Annotated in this window: 17 protein-coding genes; 4 read left to right on the forward strand and 13 right to left on the reverse strand. The window is 58.4% G+C overall.

All coding sequences use genetic code 11. The features are described from left to right. Nucleotides 1-23: 23 nt before the first annotated feature. Nucleotides 24-896 (reverse strand): NAD(P)-dependent oxidoreductase, encoded by an 873-nt coding sequence (locus BAR1_RS08120; protein ID WP_118942555.1) that lies wholly within the window; start codon nucleotides 894-896, stop codon nucleotides 24-26. A gap of 106 nt (nucleotides 897-1002) precedes the next feature. Here BAR1_RS08120 and BAR1_RS08125 point away from each other — a divergent pair, with 106 nt between their 5' ends. Next, the gene (locus BAR1_RS08125; protein WP_118942556.1) at nucleotides 1003-3468 is read left to right on the forward strand and encodes a penicillin acylase family protein; all 2466 of its coding nucleotides are present in this window, start codon (nucleotides 1003-1005) and stop codon (nucleotides 3466-3468) included. Here the strand turns inward: BAR1_RS08125 and BAR1_RS08130 are convergent. From BAR1_RS08130 to dusB, 11 genes are all read right to left on the reverse strand, one after another. After that, the gene (locus BAR1_RS08130; protein ID WP_118942557.1) at nucleotides 3443-4441 is read right to left on the reverse strand and encodes a glutathione S-transferase family protein; all 999 of its coding nucleotides are present in this window, start codon (nucleotides 4439-4441) and stop codon (nucleotides 3443-3445) included. The genes BAR1_RS08125 and BAR1_RS08130 overlap by 26 nt on opposite strands. 12 nt (nucleotides 4442-4453) lie before the next feature. Continuing rightward, nucleotides 4454-5365 (reverse strand): pirin family protein, encoded by a 912-nt coding sequence (locus BAR1_RS08135; protein ID WP_118942558.1) that lies wholly within the window; start codon nucleotides 5363-5365, stop codon nucleotides 4454-4456. 125 nt (nucleotides 5366-5490) lie between these two features. Then, nucleotides 5491-6765, reverse strand: a complete 1275-nt coding sequence (hflX, locus tag BAR1_RS08140) for a GTPase HflX (protein WP_118942559.1) — start codon at nucleotides 6763-6765, stop codon at nucleotides 5491-5493. A gap of 6 nt (nucleotides 6766-6771) precedes the next feature. Continuing rightward, a complete protein-coding gene (gene hfq / locus BAR1_RS08145) occupies nucleotides 6772-7008 on the reverse strand; it encodes an RNA chaperone Hfq (RefSeq protein ID WP_118942560.1) in 237 nt (78 codons plus the stop codon). Nucleotides 7009-7145: 137 nt separating this feature from the next. Next, nucleotides 7146-8657, reverse strand: coding sequence for a TrkH family potassium uptake protein (locus BAR1_RS08150; RefSeq protein ID WP_118942561.1), 1512 nt, complete (start codon nucleotides 8655-8657; stop codon nucleotides 7146-7148). A 9-nt stretch (nucleotides 8658-8666) separates the two neighbouring features. Further along, on the reverse strand, nucleotides 8667-10043 hold the full coding sequence (gene trkA, locus BAR1_RS08155) for a Trk system potassium transporter TrkA (protein WP_118942562.1): 1377 nt from the start codon (nucleotides 10041-10043) through the stop codon (nucleotides 8667-8669). A gap of 102 nt (nucleotides 10044-10145) precedes the next feature. Beyond that, nucleotides 10146-11552: a nitrogen assimilation response regulator NtrX gene (gene ntrX, locus BAR1_RS08160; RefSeq protein WP_118942563.1), complete on the reverse strand. Its 1407-nt coding sequence runs from the start codon at nucleotides 11550-11552 to the stop codon at nucleotides 10146-10148. Nucleotide 11553: 1 nt separating this feature from the next. After that, on the reverse strand, nucleotides 11554-13803 hold the full coding sequence (locus BAR1_RS08165; RefSeq protein ID WP_118942564.1) for a sensor histidine kinase NtrY-like: 2250 nt from the start codon (nucleotides 13801-13803) through the stop codon (nucleotides 11554-11556). A 128-nt stretch (nucleotides 13804-13931) separates the two neighbouring features. Beyond that, nucleotides 13932-15293, reverse strand: coding sequence for a response regulator (locus BAR1_RS08170; RefSeq protein WP_118942565.1), 1362 nt, complete (start codon nucleotides 15291-15293; stop codon nucleotides 13932-13934). Beyond that, on the reverse strand, nucleotides 15294-16361 hold the full coding sequence (locus tag BAR1_RS08175; RefSeq protein ID WP_118942566.1) for a two-component system sensor histidine kinase NtrB: 1068 nt from the start codon (nucleotides 16359-16361) through the stop codon (nucleotides 15294-15296). Next, nucleotides 16358-17338 carry a tRNA dihydrouridine synthase DusB gene (gene dusB, locus BAR1_RS08180; protein WP_228408801.1) on the reverse strand — a complete coding sequence of 327 codons (981 nt, stop codon included), beginning with the start codon at nucleotides 17336-17338 and terminating at the stop codon, nucleotides 16358-16360. Before dusB ends, BAR1_RS08175 begins: the two co-directional genes overlap by 4 nt. A gap of 129 nt (nucleotides 17339-17467) precedes the next feature. Here dusB and BAR1_RS08185 point away from each other — a divergent pair, with 129 nt between their 5' ends. From BAR1_RS08185 to BAR1_RS08195, 3 genes are read left to right on the forward strand one after another with little or no spacing between them, the layout of a single operon-like run. Further along, nucleotides 17468-18592 carry a bifunctional 2-C-methyl-D-erythritol 4-phosphate cytidylyltransferase/2-C-methyl-D-erythritol 2,4-cyclodiphosphate synthase gene (locus BAR1_RS08185; protein ID WP_118944397.1) on the forward strand — a complete coding sequence of 375 codons (1125 nt, stop codon included), beginning with the start codon at nucleotides 17468-17470 and terminating at the stop codon, nucleotides 18590-18592. Continuing rightward, a complete protein-coding gene (locus tag BAR1_RS08190) occupies nucleotides 18589-19083 on the forward strand; it encodes a phosphatidylglycerophosphatase A family protein (RefSeq protein WP_118942568.1) in 495 nt (164 codons plus the stop codon). Before BAR1_RS08185 ends, BAR1_RS08190 begins: the two co-directional genes overlap by 4 nt. Then, on the forward strand, nucleotides 19080-19568 hold the full coding sequence (locus tag BAR1_RS08195; RefSeq protein WP_118942569.1) for a CinA family protein: 489 nt from the start codon (nucleotides 19080-19082) through the stop codon (nucleotides 19566-19568). The genes BAR1_RS08190 and BAR1_RS08195 overlap by 4 nt, the downstream gene beginning before the upstream one ends. Nucleotides 19569-19616: 48 nt before the next feature. On the opposite strand, the gene BAR1_RS08200 is transcribed toward BAR1_RS08195, so the two are convergent. Further along, nucleotides 19617-20063, reverse strand: coding sequence for a type II toxin-antitoxin system RatA family toxin (locus BAR1_RS08200; RefSeq protein WP_118942570.1), 447 nt, complete (start codon nucleotides 20061-20063; stop codon nucleotides 19617-19619). Nucleotides 20064-20067: the final 4 nt, after the last annotated feature.

Below are 20067 nucleotides of genomic sequence, written 5' to 3' on the forward strand. Positions count from 1 at the left end.
AATTGGTTTTACAGGGTTTTACCCTATCCCATCGCCCGCAGCCGTTTGATCAGGCTTGACGTATCCCACCGCGCCCCGCCCAGTTTCTGCACGTCCTTGTAAAACTGGTCCACCAGCGCCGTCACCGGCAGGCTGGCGCCATTTTCGTCCGCAGTATCCAGACAAATCCCCAGATCCTTGCGCATCCAGTCCACAGCAAAACCATGTTCGAATTCATCGTCAATCATGGTTTCATAGCGGTTCAGCATCTGCCAGCTGCCCGCAGCCCCGCCACTGATCACATCCACCACCGCGCGTCCGTCCAGCCCCGCCTTTTCGGCAAAATGCAGCCCCTCGGCCAGCCCTTGCACCAGTCCGGCGATGCAAATCTGGTTTACCATCTTGGTCAACTGCCCCGATCCGCTTTCGCCCAGACGGCGACAGGTGCGGGCATAGGCGTCAATCACCGGTTCGGCGTGCGCATAAGCGTCTTCATCCCCGCCGCACATCACCGACAGGATCCCGTTTTCCGCCCCCGCCTGCCCGCCGGAAATCGGCGCATCCACGAAACTGATCCCCAAATCCTTGGCCGCGGCATAGAGTTCCCGCGTCACCTTGGCCGAAACCGTGGTGTGATCGACAAACACACTGCCCGCCGACATGCCGGAAAAGGCCCCGTCATCACCCAGACAAACCGCACGTAGATCGTCGTCATTGCCCACGCAGGACATCACAAATTCGCACCCCTGTGCCGCCTCGCGTGGAGTGGTGGCAAACCGCCCACCAAATTCCGCAGCCCATTTTTCGGCCTTGGCCGTGGTGCGGTTGTAAACACATACTTCGTGACCCGCGGCCACCAGATGCCCTGCCATCGGATAACCCATCACCCCGAGGCCCAAAAACGCGACTTTTGCCATTGTTCATTCCTTTGAATTGTCATGCCATGCCTGACCCTGTATTGAACGTCAGGTAAAGCCCCGTCAAGAACGGGCATGTATCAATACAAACCGGGAAATCAGGTTGATGGCATTCATATTCCGCTGGCTTATCCGCATCTTGGTCGGACTTTTCGTGCTGACCTTGCTGGTGGCGGGGACGGTTTATTACCTCGCCTCACGCTCCCTGCCGGACTATGATGCGACCCATCAGGTGGCGGGGATTTCCGGCAAGGTCGAAATTGTGCGCGACAACGCCGATGTGCCGCATATTTTCGCCGAAAACGACCGCGATGCGTTTTATGCGCTTGGCTTTGCCCATGCGCAGGACCGGTTGTGGCAAATGACCATGCTGCGGCGCACCGCGCAGGGGCGGTTGTCGGAACAGTTCGGGCGTCGCACGCTGGAGATCGACAAACTGATGCGGCGGCTGGATATCTATAATCTGGCGGTGCGCTCGGTTCAGGCACAGGATGCGAAAACCCTTGCCGCGCTTCAGGCCTATTCGGCGGGGGTGAACGCCTGGCTAACGGAAATCAACAAAGAGGCACTGGGGCGTGGGGCGCCGGAATTCTTCTTGTTCAGCAATGAAATTGCCCCGTGGCAACCGGCAGATTCGGTTGCAATTCTTAAACTGATGGCGCTGCAAATGTCCGGCCATCTGGAACAGGAAGTGATCCGTGCCCAGGCCTCGTTGATCCTGTCGCCAAACCGGGTGCTGGACATCCTGCCCGATGCGCCCGGCACCACCACCATTGCCGCCTTGCCGAAATACGCCAGCCTGTTCCCGACCGTGCCGCGTTACGCCACAAACGGCCCGACCCCGCTGGACCCGCTGTCCCCGTTCAAGCCGCGCGCCTTTGCCGGTGCCTCGAATGCATGGGCAGCCGCCCCGTCCCGTTCGGCCGCGGGTGGCACATTGCTGGCCAATGATCCCCACTATGGGTTTTCCGCGCCGTCCATATGGTATCTGGCGCGGCTGGAACTGGCACAGGGCGGAATCATCGGTGGCACCATCCCCGGCATTCCGGCCATTATGACCGGCCGCAGTGATTATCTGGGGTGGGGCATCACCACCGCCTATGTCGATGACCAGGATGTCTATATCGAAAAACTGAACCCCGATAACCCGGATGAATACCTGACACCGGACGGCTACAAACCCTTCCTGACCAGCGATTCCATCATCCGGATCAAGGACGAAGGCCCGCTGACCCTGAAATTGCAATGGAGTGATAACGGCCCTGTCCTGCCCGGCAGTCATTATGATCTGGGCAGCATCACACCGGCTGGCCATGTCACCACCGTGGCGTGGACCGCACTTAGTCCGGCGGATACCTCGGTTTCCGCTTTAATGGGGTTGATGCAGGCCAAAACCATCGGCAAGGCACTGGCGCAGACAAAGGGGTATCTGGCCCCGGCATTGAACCTTGTGCTGGCGGACGGGGACAGTGTGGCGATGAAAACCATCGGCGCGATCCCGAAACGTGATCGAAACAGCCAGACGCAGGGGCGTATCCCCTCGCCCGGCTGGATTGCGGCCAACCGCTGGCAAGGACGGATGCCCTATGTCGACAACCCCACCTTTATGAATCCGGCAGGCGGCATCGTCGGCAATACCAACAACAAGATGATCGACCGCCCCTTTCCGCGCCATGTCAGCTTTACATGGGGCGATACACAGCGGGTTCTGCGATGGAAACGTCTGATGCAAAGCCGCGAGGTGCACACCCGCGAAAGTTTCATCGAGGCACAGCTTGACACCGTCAGCTATACCGCGCGTGCCCTGCTGCCGCTGGTGGCGGCAAACCTGTGGTTCACCGGTGAAGCCGCCCCCGAAGGCACCCCCGAACGCCAGCGACAGCGCGCACTGGACCTGCTGGCCAACTGGAACGGCGAAATGAACGAACACATGCCCGAGCCGCTGATCTATGCGGCCTGGATGCGCGCCTTGCAGGACCGGCTGATCCGCGATGAAATGGGGCCGCTATCGGCAAAATTCACACATGTGGAACCGCTGTTCATTGAACGGGTGTTTCGCAACACCGATGCTGCGGGCGCATGGTGTGACATCCTGCAATCCGCCGCCACCGAAAGCTGCACCGACATCGCGCGCATGGCGCTGGATGATGCGCTGTTGTGGATTGGCGAAAACTACAGCACCAACCTTGAGGCGCTGCGCTGGGGCGATGCCCATCAGGCCACCCATGACCACGCGGTTCTGGGGGACATTCCGGTGCTGAAATGGTTCGTGAATATCCGCCAGTCTACGTCTGGTGGCGACAATACCTTGCAACGCGGGCGTACCCGTGGCGGCAATGTAAAGCCCTTTCAGAATGTGCATGGCGCCGGTTTTCGCGGGGTCTACGATTTTGCCGATCCGGACAGTTCGGTGTTTGTGATTTCCACCGGCCAGTCGGGGCACCCCCTGTCGCGCTTCTATGACAATCTGGGCGAATTGTGGCGGCGCGGCGAATATATCCCGATGTCACTGGACCCCGAACTAGCCCGTGCAGCGGCGGCGGGGATTACGGTGCTGGAGCCTGCGAAGTAAACCCCGCCCGATTGTGCGGCGCATCCAGTTCCATCACCGGTCCAAGCGGCACAATGCCTGTTGGGTTCACCGTTTCATGGCTTGCGTAATAGTGGTTCTTGATGTGATCCATATGCACTGTTTGGGCAATTCCGGGATACTGGTATAAATCGCGCAGGTAATTTGAAAGATTCGGGTAATCCACGATGCGTTTCAAGTTGCATTTGAAATGGCCAACGTAAACCGGATCAAACCGCACCAAAGTTGTGAACAGACGCCAGTCGGCTTCGGTCAGGTCCGGCCCCGTCAGATATCGGGTTTCTGCCAATATCCCTTCCAGCCAATCCAGCGTTTCAAACAACGCTATGACGGCTTCTTCATAGGCGGCTTGAGTGGTGGCAAAGCCGGATTTATATACCCCGTTGTTCAATGTGCTGTAGATACGGGCGTTTATCGCGTCAATTTCGCGGCGCAGGGCTTCGGGATAATAATCCCCTTTGGCAGCCCCGAGACCGTCAAAGGCGCTGTTGAACATGCGGATGATTTCCGAGGATTCATTGCTGACGATGGTCTGGTTTTTCTTGTCCCACAGCACTGGAACCGTAACCCGCCCGCTATAGGCCCGATCAGCAACCGTATAGACCTGATGCAGAAATTCGGCATTGTTCAGCGGGTCGGGAACCACACCATCGCCCGCATGAAAGGTCCAGCCATCATCGCGCATGTACCAGTTCACCACCGAGACCGAAATCATATCCTGCAACCCCTTCAGGGTGCGAAAAATCATCGTGCGATGCGCCCACGGGCAGGCGTGCGAGATATACAGGTGATAACGCCCCGCCTCGGCCTTAAACCCGCCCGTGCCGCCGGGACCGGCAGAGCCATCGGCGGTGATCCAGTTGCGAAACTGCGCGTTTGTGCGTTTGAAATGGCCACCGGTCGATTTGGTTTCATACCATTGATCAACCCATTTTCCGTCCTGAAGCAACCCCATATCGTTTCCCCCCTAATGCACCGGTTTGACAAATGTGCCGTTGTTTAGATCCCGCAGCGCCTGTTTCAGCTCGTCTCGGGTGTTCATCACAATCGGCCCATGCCACGCGATCGGCTCGTTCAAAGGCGCGCCGGAAATCAGCAAAAACCGAACACCCTGCGGCCCGGCCTGCACTGTCACCTCGTCACCGTTTCCAAACTGGATCAGGGTGCGGTCCCCCGACAGATCACGGATGTTCAACTCCTCGCCCAAAACCTCTTTTTCCAGCAACACCCCCTTGGGCTGGGCTGTTTCTTTGAACCGGCCCGCCCCTTCAAACACATAGGCAAAGGCATGGCGGTAGGTATCCACCTGAAAGGTTTTGCAAAGCCCCGCCGGCACAAAAATATCCAGGTATTGCGGGTCCGCCGCAATGCCGTCAACCGGGCCGCGTTTGCCCCAGAATTCACCAATAATCACCCGAACCTGTGTGCCGTCATCATCAATGATTTCCGGAATGTCCTTGCCCGCGATGTCCTGATAGCGCGGGGCGGTCATTTTCAGGCTGGCAGGCAGATTGGCCCACAATTGAAACCCGTGCATCTGCCCCTGTGCGTTTCCTTTGGGCATTTCCTGATGCATGATACCCGAGCCAGCCGTCATCCACTGAACCGCACCTGCCCCCAGAGTGCCCTCGTTGTTCAGGCTGTCTTTGTGCGTCACACTGCCGGTCAGAACATAGGTAATGGTTTCAATGCCGCGATGCGGATGCCACGGGAAACCGGCGGCATAATCCTCGGGGTTTTCATTGCGAAAATCGTCAAACAGCAGGTAGGGATCAAACATATCCGGATTGTGAAACCCGAACGCGCGGTGCAGTTTGACGCCTGCCCCCTCGATAGTGGGTTGCGCAAGTGTTGATGATTTTACCGGTCTGAATGACATCTGATACCCTCGTCGCTGGTTGCGGTGCGTATCGGTCAAATATAGATCGGTGCGCGCGGGCAAAGATACAGCCACCGGCACACAGGTATCGTGCGCCACAGCACATTATGTGCAATCTTCGGCACCTACATCTCGCGGAAATTCTTTTCCTGTCGGGCGGTCCACAGCACAGTCAGTTTGAAACCCTCTTCGGTCTGATCCTCGCCTGTGACCACGCCTTCCTGAAACAGCCACGCGCGTTTGCGCCCGTCACTAAAGGGTATCAGCAACTCGCGTTCGGTTTTAGGAACGGTCAGGGTTGCGGAAATGGCACCCAGCAATTCCTCGATCCCCTGCCCCGTGATCGCCGACACTGCGAATTTATCATCCTTGCGGGCGGCCTTTTCCTGAATGGCATCCTGTTCAGCGGGCGGCAACAGGTCCAGCTTGTTCCAGACCTCGATCATCGGCGCATCGTCGGCCACGCCCAACTGCTCCAGAATACTGGCCACATTGCGGGCCTGTTCCACCGTGTTGGGGTGTGAAATATCGCGCACATGCACCACCAGATCGGCGTCCAGCACCTCCTCGAGCGTGGCGCGAAAGGCCGCGACCAGTTCGGTCGGCAGTTCAGAAATAAAGCCCACCGTGTCGGACAGGATAATTTCCTGACCCGATGGCAGTTCGACCGAGCGCATGGTCGGATCAAGCGTGGCAAACAGCATGTCCTTGGCCATCACGGTTGCGCCGGTCAGACGGTTGAACAGCGTAGATTTGCCCGCATTGGTATAGCCCACCAGTGCCACCACCGGAAACGGCACCTTCTTGCGCGAGGCGCGGTGCAATTCGCGGGTTTTCACCACTTTGGACAATTGGCGTTTGATACGGGTGATCGCGTCGTCGATCGCGCGACGGTCGGCCTCGATCTGGGTTTCGCCGGGACCGCCGACAAAGCCGAGACCACCGCGCTGGCGTTCAAGGTGAGTCCAGGCGCGTACCAGACGGGTGCGCTGATAGGACAGGGCTGCCATTTCAACCTGCAACACACCTTCACGGGTGCGGGCACGGTCGGAAAAGATTTCAAGGATCAGGCCAGTGCGATCCAGAATTTTGACGCCCCACTCTTCTTCCAGATTGCGCTGCTGCACCGGTGTCAGGGCACCGTCAATCAGCACCAGTTCGATTTCTTCGGCCTCGAATATGGCCTTCAATTCAGCAATCTTTCCTTTGCCGAACAATACACCCGACTGCACGCTGCGCAGCGGGATGATATTGGACCCAACGATTTCCATTTCGGGCATGGCTTCGGCCAGGGCCACAGCTTCGTCCAGCGCCGCAACGGGATCGCGGCGGGAGTTGTCGAATTTCAGTTCGGGATGCAGAACCCATGCGCGGGTGTTGCGCGGGGGATCAATTTCCATCAGCGCTTATTCTTCTTCACCATCATACAGGTTGATCGGCGCGCCCGGCATGATGGTGGATATAGCGTGTTTATAAACCAGCTGTGCCTGCCCGTCGCGACGCAGCAGAACGCAGAAGTTGTCAAACCATGTGATGACCCCCTGCAGTTTCACACCGTTGATCAGGAAAATCGTGACCGGAATTTTGGTTTTCCGCACATGATTCAGGAATACATCTTGCAGATTCTGTCTGTCGGCAGCCATTGGTCTTTCGCCTTTTTATTGTGGTCTGCCCCTGTTGGGCAATTATCTGTTTTACACAGGCGCAAGTATGAAGAGGCTTTGAGAGAGATTCCAGCCCTAAAATCAACCCCCTAGCGCATTAAGCGACAAACTGTTGTTCAGGAGCGCCACAATGAGGGATTTAACAGGGCGATAATGGCAAGGGTTTCAAGCCGTCCCAACACCATGGCCGCCGCCAGAATAAGTTTGGCGACCGCATCCAGATCAGTATAAAACAAGGGCGTATCGGCCGCGATGGCTGCCAGCGGACCCGTTGTTGAAAGTGCTGATACGGTGAAAATCATGGCATGCTCAAAGGGTTGTCCCGTCAACGAAAGAGCCAGCATAACCATTGCAATAGACATGCTGAACAGCATGAAGAATATCCACGATATTTGCGCACCCGACCGTCTGATATAACGGGCTTTGACCCCGGAACCGGCAACGCTGTCCGGGTGAAGAAGGCGCTCGATCTCGCGGCTGCCGTGTTTATAGAGCGCATAAATCCGCATCAGTTTGACCCCGCCAGCCGTGGTCGCAACCCCGCCGCCAATAATTGCCAACCCCAGCATGATCAGCCCCGGTGTCTGCAATCCGGACCAGTTACGGGCGTCGGCCCAATCCACTGATTCAAAACCGGTTGTGGTAAGGAAAGACATCACCGTAAACATCGCCCCCCAAAAGGCACGACCGGCGGCCATCAGATCCGTTTCGGTATCTGTGTCAAAGGCGGCCAGCCAGTGGCGCAAGAAAAGAACGACAGGCAACAGAATGACCAAAAACAAGCCCAAGCGGAACTCGGGGTCATCGCGCAGCTGGCGCAATCCCCCCCCTTGGCGATCCTTGAAAAAGGTCAGCCGCGAGATTGCAAAAACCATAAACCCGAATATCAGGACTTCTCCTGTTATGCCGCTTCCTGTGACGTTGTTCTTGCCCCCGACAGCGGAAATACCGCTGGTCGACAGCGTTGACATCGCATGTGTTACCGCGACCAACGGCTGATCCCCCGCTATCAGCAAAGCAATCCAGAGGATCATGGTCAGCCCGGCATAGATCGGAAAAAGCTGCGCACTGTATTGGGTCAATCGTTCCGAGGTATTGGCAGTATTGGTGATCTGGGTGAAATGGCTATTGTTGCTGTTCACGGCTGTTACTTCGAACCCGCCCAGATTCAGCGGGGCAAGGACTGCAATGGCCATGACCCAGACCAGAAAGCCCCCCATCCAGCCAACCAGCGCCCGCCACAGGTGCAGGGCATCCGGCAGGCGATCCGGCTCGAACAGGGTTGCGCCGGTGGTGGTCAGCGAAGAGACCATCTCGATATAGGCGTTCAGGAACGAGGTGGTGCGCAGGGCCTCGTAAAACGGAATGGCAAGCATGATCGGCAGGATTGTAAATGTTCCCAGCAATGCCAGAAGATGCGAGCGCACTAGGTTGCTGCTTTTGCCCGGGGATGTGGCAATACCGATCAATGTTGTCAGGATCAGGAAAAGGGTGCCGCCATATAAAAACACCCGCGCCACATGCAGGTCATCCCCGACATAGGCATAGATCGCCGGAATATACATCGCCCCTGCCCCGATCCCCATCAGAATAACCAGTAATGGCAGGTTTATCAGGCGTGCGAGCATCCCTGCCCCCTAGAAGAAATCGATGGAGACCTGCAACAGCCGCTCCACCTCGAGGACATCATCGGGCATGGAAAACAGCACAATCACATCCCCTTCGTCGATGCGGGTATCGCCACGGGGGCGCACGACCTTGTTGTCTTTCATAATGGCCCCGACCAGCACCCCTTCGGGAAAGTCGATGTCGGCGATTTTCTTGCCGGTGATGGGCGAGGTCGACATCACCTGTGCCTCGATAACCTCGGCCTCGGCATCCCCGATCGAATAAACCGCACGGACCCGCCCGTGGCGGATATGGCGCAGGATCGAACTAACCGTCGTGGCGCGCGGGTTGATGTAGGCGTCGATATTCATCGGCTTCATCAGCGGCACCAAGGATGGGTCATTCACCAGACAGATTGCCATTGGACAGCCTTCGGCCTTGGCCCGAACTGCGGCAAGGATGTTGGTTTTGTCATCATCCGTGACGCAAAGAATAGCATCGGCGCGGTCAATTCCGGCTTCTTTCAACAATTCGGCACTCAGTCCGTCGCCATGCAGCACAATCGTTTTTTCCAGCGCATCGGCGGCGACTTCGGCACGGGCGCGGTCTTTCTCGATCACTTTGGCACGAATGCGGTCAGCGCGGGTTTCCAGCGCCTCGGCCACTGCAAGCCCGACATTGCCGCCGCCCAGAATGACAATCCGGTCCTGTTTCTTGTTGGTTTTGCCGAATACTTCCAGCGTGCGGGTGACGTCTTCGTTATTGGTGAACACATAGATTTCATCGCCGACAAACACCTGATCGCCGGCATCAGGGGCAAACAATGTGCCGTCGCGGCGGATCCCGACGACAATGGCACTGAGGGTGGAAAACAGATCGGTCAACTGGCGCAGAGGGGTGTTGACCACGGGGCAGTCTTCTTCGATCAGGATACCCAGCAGTTCGGATTTCCCGTCCAGAAAACTTTCAGTGTCGAATGCGGCAGGGGCGGACAGACGTTGCAAGGCGGCCTCGGCCACCTCGCGTTCAGGGCTGATCACCACGTCGATCGGCATATGTTCGCGGCGGTACAGATCGGAATAGATTGCGGTCAGATAGCTTTGCGCCCGCAAGCGCGCAATCTTGCGCGGGATTTCAAACACGGAATGGGCCACCTGACAGGTGACCATGTTTACCTCGTCCGAATAGGTGGCGGCGATGATCATATCCGCATCCCGCGCGCCGGCCCGTTCCAGCACATCGGGATAGCTGGCAAAACCGGCAATCCCCTGCACATCCAGCGTTTCCGTGGCGCGATGCACCAGTTCGGGATTGTTATCGACAACCGTTACATCGTTGTTTTCACCCGACAGATGGCGGGCGATCTGCCACCCGACCTGACCAGCACCGCAAATGATAACCTTCATCACACCACCTTTTAGGACCGTAAGGCCCAATCCATGCCAGATGCACCGTCAGGCGTCAATCTGATCCCCTGAACCAATGCCCATTGCGTGGTATTCCTGACCCTATTCCTTGACTGGATCATCCACATGCGCCACCCGTGCGCCGCCTTTGCTGGATGTGACAATGCCCAGCGATTTCAGCTTGCGATGCAGGGCCGAGCGTTCCATGCCGACAAAACTGGCCGTGCGGCTGATATTGCCGCCAAAGCGGTTGATCTGGGTCATCAGATATTCCTGCTCGAACATCTCGCGGGCCTCGCGCAGCGGCAATGTGGCCAATCCGGACGACAGAACCACGCGCCCCTCGCTTTGGGATGTGTCTTCGGTTGTCGGCAGTTCCTTGACCGTAATCGGACCACTGTCCGAGCCAAGGATCAGAATGCGCTCGACCACATTTTTCAACTGGCGCACGTTTCCGGGCCAATGCATGGTTTGCATCAGGGCTCGTGCCTCGTCCGACAACGGCCGCAATGGCAACCCTTGGGTTTTATTCAGCTCGGCGATGAAATGCTCGGCCAGCAGCGGAATATCCTCGCGGCGTTCCTCAAGCGATGGCACATAGATCGGCACCACGTTCAGACGGTGAAACAGCTCTTGGCGAAAATTGCCGGCCGCAATTTCGGATTCCAGATTTTTATTGGTGCTGGAAATAACCCGCATATCCACGCGCACCTTGTCGGCACCGCCCACCCTGTGGAACTGTTGATCGACCAGCACCCGCAGGATTTTCGATTGCGTTCCGGACGGCATATCCGCCACTTCGTCAAAATACAGCACCCCGCCATGCGCCTGCTCCAGCAGGCCCGGCTCGACCCCGCGATCAGGCGTTTCGCGCCCGAACAACACTTCTTCCATACGGTCCGGTTCAATTGATGCGGAATTGACCGAAATAAACGGCCCCGAGGCCCGCGGAGAATTGGCGTGGATATAGCGCGCGGCCACTTCCTTGCCTGCCCCCGCAGGGCCAGTCAGCATGACGCGACCGTTTGAATTGGTCACCTTGTCCAGATTGGTTTTCAGCGCCTTGAACGCGGCACTTTCGCCCAGCATTTCGGCGCAACCGGTTTCGCCGCGCTTCAGTTTCAGGTTCTCGCGGCGTAGGCGGGATGTTTCCATCGCCCGGGCCACAACCACCATCAATTGATCAATATTAAAGGGCTTTTCGATGAAATCATATGCGCCCTGCTTGATCGCGGCGACGGCGATTTCAATGTTGCCGTGACCGGAAATGATCACCACCGGAATATCGGGGTTGTCGCGTTTGACAGTTTTCAGAATGTCGATCCCGTCCATCCGGCTGTCCTTCAGCCAGATATCAAGGATCATCAACGCCGGTGGCTCGGCATTGACCTGTTTCATACAGTCATCCGAATTGGCCGCCAGACGGGTGGTATAGCCCTCGTCCTTTAGAATATCCGCAATCAATTCGCGAATATCGCGTTCGTCATCAACAATAAGAATATCACCCATATCAATTACCTCTGCTGTTGTCGTTGCTGCCGCTCACAAATTTGGCTGGCAAACGTATTTCGGCCCGTGCACCGGCACGGGTGTTCCCTTCAAAGATTTCGGCATCCCGCAAGATCAGCGTGCCACCGTGTTCCTCGATAATCTTTTTCACGATCGGCAGACCCAGACCCGTGCCTTCTTCGCGTGTCGTCACATAGGGTTCAAACAGGCGCGCCCGGTCTTCGGGCAGGCCGATACCATTGTCGGAAATGTTTATATTGACCGTTCCGTCATCGGCTGTCATTTCCACATGGATTTCCGGCTTGTACCCCTCAGGCGCACCTTTTTTCTGTAAACTTTCAATCGCTTCGCCTGCGTTCTTGATTAGATTGACCAAGGCTTGCGAAATCATGGTTGCATCAACTTCGGCCATTACCGCACTATCCGGCAGGTCAGCCTTTATGGCCACATCCGGCAGCGCGCTTTCCTGCAATGTCACCGCATCGCGCAGAATTTTGGTCAGGTCATGGGTGCGCAGCTCGGGTTCCGGCATACGGGCGAATTTTGAGAATTCATCCACGATCCGGCGCAAATCCCCCGTCTGGCGGATGATCACATCGGTATATTGTTCCAGCGTATCCGCCAGATCACCAACCATCGGGGAAAACTTGCGTTTCAGCCGTTCGGCGGACAGCTGGATCGGAGTCAGCGGGTTTTTGATTTCATGGGCGATCCGGCGGGCCACATCGCCCCAGGCGGCCATTCGTTGCGCAGAAACCAGATCGGTGACATCGTCAAAGGCAATCACATAACCCTCAAGCCGTCCGTCGTTATTGCGGCGTGTGCTGATCCGCACCAATAGGTTTTCCAGTTTGCCGTCGCGGGTCAGTTTGATTTCTTCCTGCGCCACTTCGGTATTCTTGTCGCGCAGTTTTTGCAGCAACGGGCCGAATTCCGGCACGGCCACGGTAATATCGCCGCTGTCTTCATCCGGTAATGCCAGCAGCCGTTCGGCAGAGCGGTTCACGAAGGTGACTTTGCCATCGGCATCCACCCCGACAACCCCCGACGCCACCGAGGACAGCACAGAATCAAACAGCCGCCGCCGGCGTTCGATCTGGCGGGTGTTTTCCAGCAGCGTATCGCGCTGCCCCTTCAACTGCCGCGTCATCTGGTTGAAATAGCGCCCCAGCATGGCAATTTCATCGTCGCCCGCCTCCTCGACAACCTGCACATCCAGATCGCCCGTCCCCACCTGTTGCGCCGCCCCCGCCAAACGGCCCACTGGGCGCGACAGGCGTTCGGCAAACCAAAGCCCCAGCCAGATCGCCGCCAGAATAAGGATCACCGCAAAGCCGATATACAACAGGCCGAATTCAAACAGCATCTTGCCGCGGTCTTTTTCCAGTTGCTGATATAACAGCGCGGTTTCCTGCGTGTCATCCAACAGGTTCAGGATATCGCCATCCACCACGCGGGAGACGTAAAGATAACGGTCCACATAGGCGTCCAGCTTTTTCAGGGCGCGAAATTCATTGTTGTCCCAGTCCTGAATGATCACCAGTTCGCCCTGATCCGCCTTGGCAATATCGTCGGGTGTCGGCGCCTCGTAATCGAACAGATAGGATCGCGCGCCGCGGGCCCGCAGCCGTGCCCCGCCATCAATCACATAGGCTTCGCGCAGGCCCCGCTGGATCTGGGCCTGCCCCTGTGTCAGAAATTCGCGCAGATCGCCATCATTCAGGAAAAACGTCGATTGGCGCGCGCGGTTCAGGTAATTGGCAAGGGCTTCGGTATCTTTGGTCAGGGCGACGCGGTGTTCCTCTTGATAGGCCTGCGCGGCCTCAAGCGAAGTGCCGACCACCTGTCGCACGCGATCCGAAAACCACCCCTCAAGCCCGACGTTTACCGTCAGAACCGCGAAAACAGCCACCAGAATGGTTGGGATCAGGGCGACCACCGCGAACACACCGGTCAGCCGCAGGTGCAACCGCGATCCGGCCGAATGCGCCCGCCGTGCGGCAACCATTTTAGCGACCCGTTGCAACACCAATGCAGCGACCACAAGGATATAGACCAGATCGGTCAGCAACATCAGCCGCAGGCTGGGGGCGTTTGCCCCTTTGTCCAGCGGGCCAAGGATCACAAAGGTTGCGATTGCCAATACCGGCCCCAACAGCACAAGGCCCAAAGTCGCCGCGTTTTGCACACGTCTGCGACGCCGCAAACGGCTGAGCTTTTCGAAGGTTGCGCTTTTGGCAGGGCCTGACACCTGTTGCCCGCTTTCCTCTAATGCACCGCCTTGCACGTCACGATTGTGTGGCGCAAAGCCGTAAAACCACCATATTGCGTGTCCTCGTTACCGGCTGATGCCAATGGGCCACGCTTAATGTTGCCCTTTTACACCAGTTTGCGGCGGCGTGTCACGCGAATATCGAGGTCTGTAATCTTCTTTCGTAGGGTATTTCTGTTGATCCCCAACAGATCCGCACATTTGGCCTGATTACCGCCGGTGGCCTCTAGCGCAATTTCCAGCAAAGGACGCTCCATTTCATGCAAAATACGCGGATACAGGCCGGGTGGCGGCAAAGCTCCGCCGTGAAGGTCGAAATACCGCTGCAAATGACGTGCAATCGAGGCCGACAGCTTGTCCCCCTGCCCGCGTTGCATGACCGGCTCAATTTCCGGTTGTCCGCCAAGTGCCTGCTCGGCCTCGCTCAGGGTGATTTCCGCCTGCGCGCTGGTGGCAGCAAGGCGTTTCAGGCAGTTTTCCAGCTGGCGCACATTGCCAGGCCAACTGTAGCTGCGGATCAGTTTCATTGCGTCCGGTGACAAAACATGGGTGCCTTCGATGTCGGTATTGCGCCCCAGAAAAAATTCGGCCAATAGCGGGATATCGTCAACACGGTCACGCAGCGCGGGCACCGCCAGCGATACACCGTTCAGGCGGTAAAACAGGTCTTGCCTGAAATCACCCGCCTCCATCTTGGCGGCCAGATCGGCCTGCGTGGTGGCCATGATGCGCGGGGAATTGTCGCCCAGACGGTCCATCAGACGGGCCACCTGCCCCTGAATATTCCATTCCAGATCAGACACTTCGTCAAACACCAGCGTGCCGGTGCCCGCGCGTGCCAGCATCCGGTCCAGCCCGTCGGGCGTGGTCAGGTTGGACGGGTTCACCACCACAAAAGGCAGTGCGCGCCGGTCGCTGAAATCGTGGATTGTGCGGGCAATCAGGGATTTGCCCGTGCCGCTTTCGCCGCTGATCAGCACCGGTAGATCGCCGTTCACCACCCGCGCAATCAGCCGATAGATTTCCTGCATCACGCCGGTGCGCCCGACCAGCGGCAATTCGTTTTCGGCTGGCTTTGGGCTGCTTGCGGGGCTGTTCACACGCCGTTTCAACGCCAAGGCCCGCGCGCTGCGTTTCATCAGGTCGGGCAGATCAAAGGGTTTGGGCAGATAGTCGAACGCTTTGGCCTCGGTCGCCTTGATCGCCGTCATAATCGTGTTCTGCGCCGAGATCACGATCACCGGCAATTCGTCCCGTGCCTCGCTGATTTTTGGCAGCATTTCCAAGCCATTACCGTCCGGCATCACCACGTCCGAGATCACCAGATCGCCCTTGCCTTCCTCGACCCAGCGCATCAGCGTGACCAGCGACGACGTGGCATGCACCTTGCAGCCCGCCCGCGTGAAGGCTTGCGTCAGAACCGTGCGGATCGTGCGGTCGTCATCGGCAATCAATACTGTGCCATCCATCTATGCGGCTCCTTTTTCTGCGGGCGCTTTGGGCAGGGAAATGCGAAACACCGTGTGGCCCGGATCGGAATCGACCGAAATCCACCCCTCGTGTTCGGCAATGATTTTCGACACCAGCGCCAACCCCAGTCCGCTGCCGTTTTCACGCCCCGAAACGAAGGGGTCGAACACATCCTCGGCAATATCGGGCGGCAGGCCCGGGCCGTTGTCGATGATTTCCACCAGAATGGGCAAAGGCGCGCCGCTGCCGTCACTGCGGCGCAGGCGCAAGCCGTTGTCAAAACCGGTGCGGATACGGATCACCCCGCCCGCTTTGGGCGCGGCCTCGGCGGCGTTTTTCAGCAGGTTCAGCACCACCTGCATCAACTGGTCCGCATCGGCCCATGTGGGGGGCAAGGAGGGGTCGTATTCCTCGATGATCTTCATATGCGCGGCAAAACCCACCTGCGCCGATATGCGGGCGCGGTCCACTACATCGTGGATATTGACCACGCGGCGGTTGGGCGGCGACAGGTTGCCGAACTGTTCCACCTGATCCAGCAGGGCGACGATACGGCGGGCCTCGGATACGATAAGGTCAGTCATTTCAATGTCTTGCGACGGCAAGTTCATAGCCAGAAGTTGCGCGGCACCGGTGATACCCGCCAGCGGGTTCTTGATTTCATGGGCCAGCATTTCGGCCATGCCGATGGCAGACTTCGCGGCGGATTTCGAGGCAGGCCCGCCGCCGCCGTCCTTGTTCTGTCGCGGAATGATCAGCATCAGCAGGCGCGGATCATCCGGCGCCATCGGCGTGATCTGGATGTTGCAGCGCTGGGGTGCGCGGCCACGGCGTCCGGCCTCGACATCGTTGATAAACAGCGGCCCATGCGTGCGCCGCACCCGTTGAAGCGATTCCGGCAAGGGGGCATTGACCGTCAGACGCTCCCCCACCTGTTTTCCCTTCAGCGATTTGGCCGAGGTCACAAGGAACCCTTCAGCGGCAGGGTTGGCGGCGGTGATCGTATTGTCATCCGAAATCAACAGCGCCGGCGTTGGCAGCGCGTTCCAGAGGCTGGCAAAGCTCATGCCGCTTGCCTTTCACCTGTCAGGGCCTCAGGCAGCAGGGACAGGACCGTTGCAGGGTCAACTTCGGTCAGCAGACGTTTGCGCATATCCGGCGGGGTGCCCGCGTGGTCCATATACCAGCCCAGATGTTTGCGCGCGTTGCGGTTGCCCATTTTCACACCGTAGAAATCGATCATTGCCTCATAATGTTCGGCTACCAGATCGACCAGTGCCGCCCCTGTCGGGATCACGGGCGGCGGCGTGCCATACAGATCGGCGGCGATTTCCGCCAGCCGCCAGGGTGCCCCCTGCGCCCCGCGTCCGACCATCACACCATCCGCCCCCGAGGCTTGCAGCGCCGCGCGCGCATCCGCGCTGGTTCTGATGTCGCCATTGGCGATTACGGGGATGCTTACGGCCTGTTTGATTGGTGCGATTGCAGCCCAGTCGGCACGGCCTTTGTAGAACTGGCAACGGGTGCGGCCGTGGATGGTGATCATCTGGATGCCGGCGTTTTCGGCGCGCTGCGCCAGCGTGGTTGCGTTCAGGCTGGCGTCATCCCAGCCCAGACGGGTTTTTAGTGTCACCGGCACATCCACCGCCCCCACCACGGCATCAATCAGGCGCAAGGCATGGTCCAGATCGCGCATCAGGGCCGAGCCGGAATAGCCGCTGACCACCTTTTTCGCCGGGCACCCCATGTTGATATCAATGAGCCGCGCCCCGTTTGCAGCCACCACACGGGCGGCTTCGGCAATCGGTTCAGGCTCGCGCCCCGCCAGTTGCACGGCTGTGTTTTCCTCGTTAAGCCCCAGTTCGGCCTTTTCCCGCACGCCGCGTTTGCCGACCAGCATTTCAAAGCTGTCAACCATTTCGCTGACCACCAGCCCCGCACCGAAACGCGACACCAGGCGGCGGAACGGCAGATCGGTGATACCGGCCAACGGGGACAGAAAGACCGGAGGGTCCAGTGTGAGGTTTGCCAGTTTAATGGTCAAATGCCTAATCCTTGTGCATTCCGTTCTTTTACCCCTTGCCACGCCGCAAGCGCAATAGGAACGGGCGATTTGTCGCCGCGCGAAACTTCGCATTGCCCTGTCGGCGGGAAAAACCTAAACCTTGCCCTTATGAAAACAGCCGCCATCATCGTCGCCGCAGGCCGCGGCATTCGCGCCGGAGGGGAATTGCCCAAGCAATTCCAGCCCCTGCGCGGTCGCATTGTGCTGGAGCATAGCATCGCTGCTTTTTCCCTCCATCCGCAGGTCGACCGGATCATTCTGGTGATCAACCCCGATGACCGCGATTTGCTGCCCGCTCTGCCTGATGTGGAACTGGTAGACGGTGGCGCAACACGGGATGCCTCGGTGCAGGCCGGCCTGAATGCCGCCAAAGGCGCGGATCTGGTACTGATCCATGACGCCGCCCGCCCGCTGGTGTCGCAACGGATCATAACGGACGTTCTGGATGCGCTGAAAACCCATGCGGGTGCAGCCCCCGCCCTGCCCGTCACCGATGCCTTGTGGCGCGGTAAGGATGGTCAGGTGCAGGCCCCGCACCCGCGCGAGGGATTGTTTCGGGCGCAGACTCCGCAGGGGTTTCATCTGAACCGGATCCTTGCAGCCCATGCTGCGCACAATGGCGGCGCACTGGATGATGTCGAGGTGGCCCTTACTGCCGGTCTGGATGTGGCCATCGTCACTGGGGATGCGGCGAATATGAAAATCACCATGCCCGGGGATTTCACCCGCGCAGAGCAAATGATGGAGCAGGATATGGATATACGGCTGGGCAACGGATACGATGTGCACCGGTTTTGCGACGGCGATCATGTGGTGCTCTGCGGGGTAAAACTGCCCCACAGCCACGGGCTAGACGGCCATTCGGACGCCGATGTGGGCATGCACGCGGTGACGGATGCAATTTACGGCGCGCTGGCGATGGGCGACATCGGCCAGCATTTTCCGCCGAGTGATCCGCAATGGAAGGGCGCGGCCTCGTTTATCTTCCTTGAACATGCGGTGAAAATGGTCGGTGATCACGGGTTCACGATTTCCAATGTCGATTGCACGCTGGTTTGCGAGATGCCGAAAATCGGCCCGCATGCGGTGGCGATGCGCCGCGAAATGGCGCGGATCATGGGGATGGATACGGGGCGCGTCAGTGTCAAGGCCACCACCTCCGAGCAACTGGGCTTTACCGGCCGCAAAGAAGGGATCGCGGCGCTGGCCACCGTGACTTTGGTGAAGATATGAGCAAACTGATCGCAACCTTTTTCTATGTCGGCCTGATCCGGCCGGCACCCGGTACATGGGGGTCGGCTGCGGCCATTCCGGTGGGATATCTGATCCATGTCGCGGGTGGCTTTCCGGCGCTGCTGGTTGCCACTGTGGCGGTGTTTTTTATCGGTTGGTGGGCCACATCCGAGGAAACCAAAGGCAAGGAAAACCACGACCCAAGCGAGATCGTGATCGACGAGGTGGCCGGCCAGTGGATCGCGCTTCTGCCGGTATCGGGTGGTTTGTGGTTTGCGGGGGTTGACCCTTGGCTGTTCCCCTACCCCGGCTGGGTCACGGCGTTTTTGATGTTCCGGTTGTTTGATATCTGGAAACCCGGCCCCGTGGGCTGGGCCGATCGCAAATCCACCGCTTTGGGCGTGATGCTGGACGATGTGATCGCCGGGCTGATGGCGGCTGTGGTCGTTTTGGCCGCGGCGGCGTTTTCGCACGGGGTGCTGATGCAATGAGCCTTGCGGCCAAAGTACTAACGGCCTGTCGTGCGCGGGGTCTGATGGTGGCAACCGCCGAAAGCTGCACGGGGGGCATGGTGGCCGCCGCGCTGACCGAAGTGGCCGGATCGTCGGATGTGTTTGAACGCGGGTTTGTGACTTATTCCAATAGCGCAAAACAAGAAATGCTGGGAGTATCAGCGGAAACGCTGGAACAGTTCGGCGCGGTGTCGGAACCTGTGGCAAAGGAAATGGCCGAAGGGGCATTGCGTCAATCAAAGGCCAATCTGGCGGTGTCGATCACCGGCATTGCCGGGCCTGGACCGTCGGAACACAAACCCGAAGGGCGGGTCTGTTTCGGGCTGGCGATGGGTGGGGAAACGCAGGAGGAAACGGTGGAATTCGGTGCCTTGGGGCGGGAAAACGTGCGCGTGGCGGCACGGGATTATGCCTTGGGGATGCTGTTAAAGGTTGTTATCCGCGCGAACGCGGGGACCTCCTGAAGTATTGCGCATCTTGAAAGAGGTCCCCGCTTGCGCGGGGATGACAGGCTAACCATACAGCTCTTTCGCCCGCTTCTCGAAGGCGCCCATCGTGCGGCGTACGGCTTCGCCAAACACCACCCCGATCAGTTTTTGCAAAATGGCGTTCTTGAATTCGAAATCCACGAAAAACTGCACTTCACAGCCCCCTTCGGGCAGATCGGTGAACCGCCAGTTGGAAATCATGTATTTGAACGGTCCGTCCAGATACTCGGTATCAATGGTCTTGTCCTTTTCCGACAGCTTCACCCGGCTGCCAAACCGTTCGCGAAATACCTTGAAGGAAATCACCAGATCGGCCTCGAGCAATTCGTAATCACCTATATCCTTGCGGCTGCGGATGCGCGCGGCGGAAATCCACGGCAGGAATTTCGGATAGGCCATCACATCGGATGCCAGCGCATACATCTGCGCGGCGGTATAAGGCATCACCTTCTTTTCCGTCTGGGTGGGCATTTTT

It is taken from the genome of Profundibacter amoris (genome assembly GCF_003544895.1).
Classification (GTDB): Bacteria; Pseudomonadota; Alphaproteobacteria; order Rhodobacterales; family Rhodobacteraceae; genus Profundibacter; species Profundibacter amoris.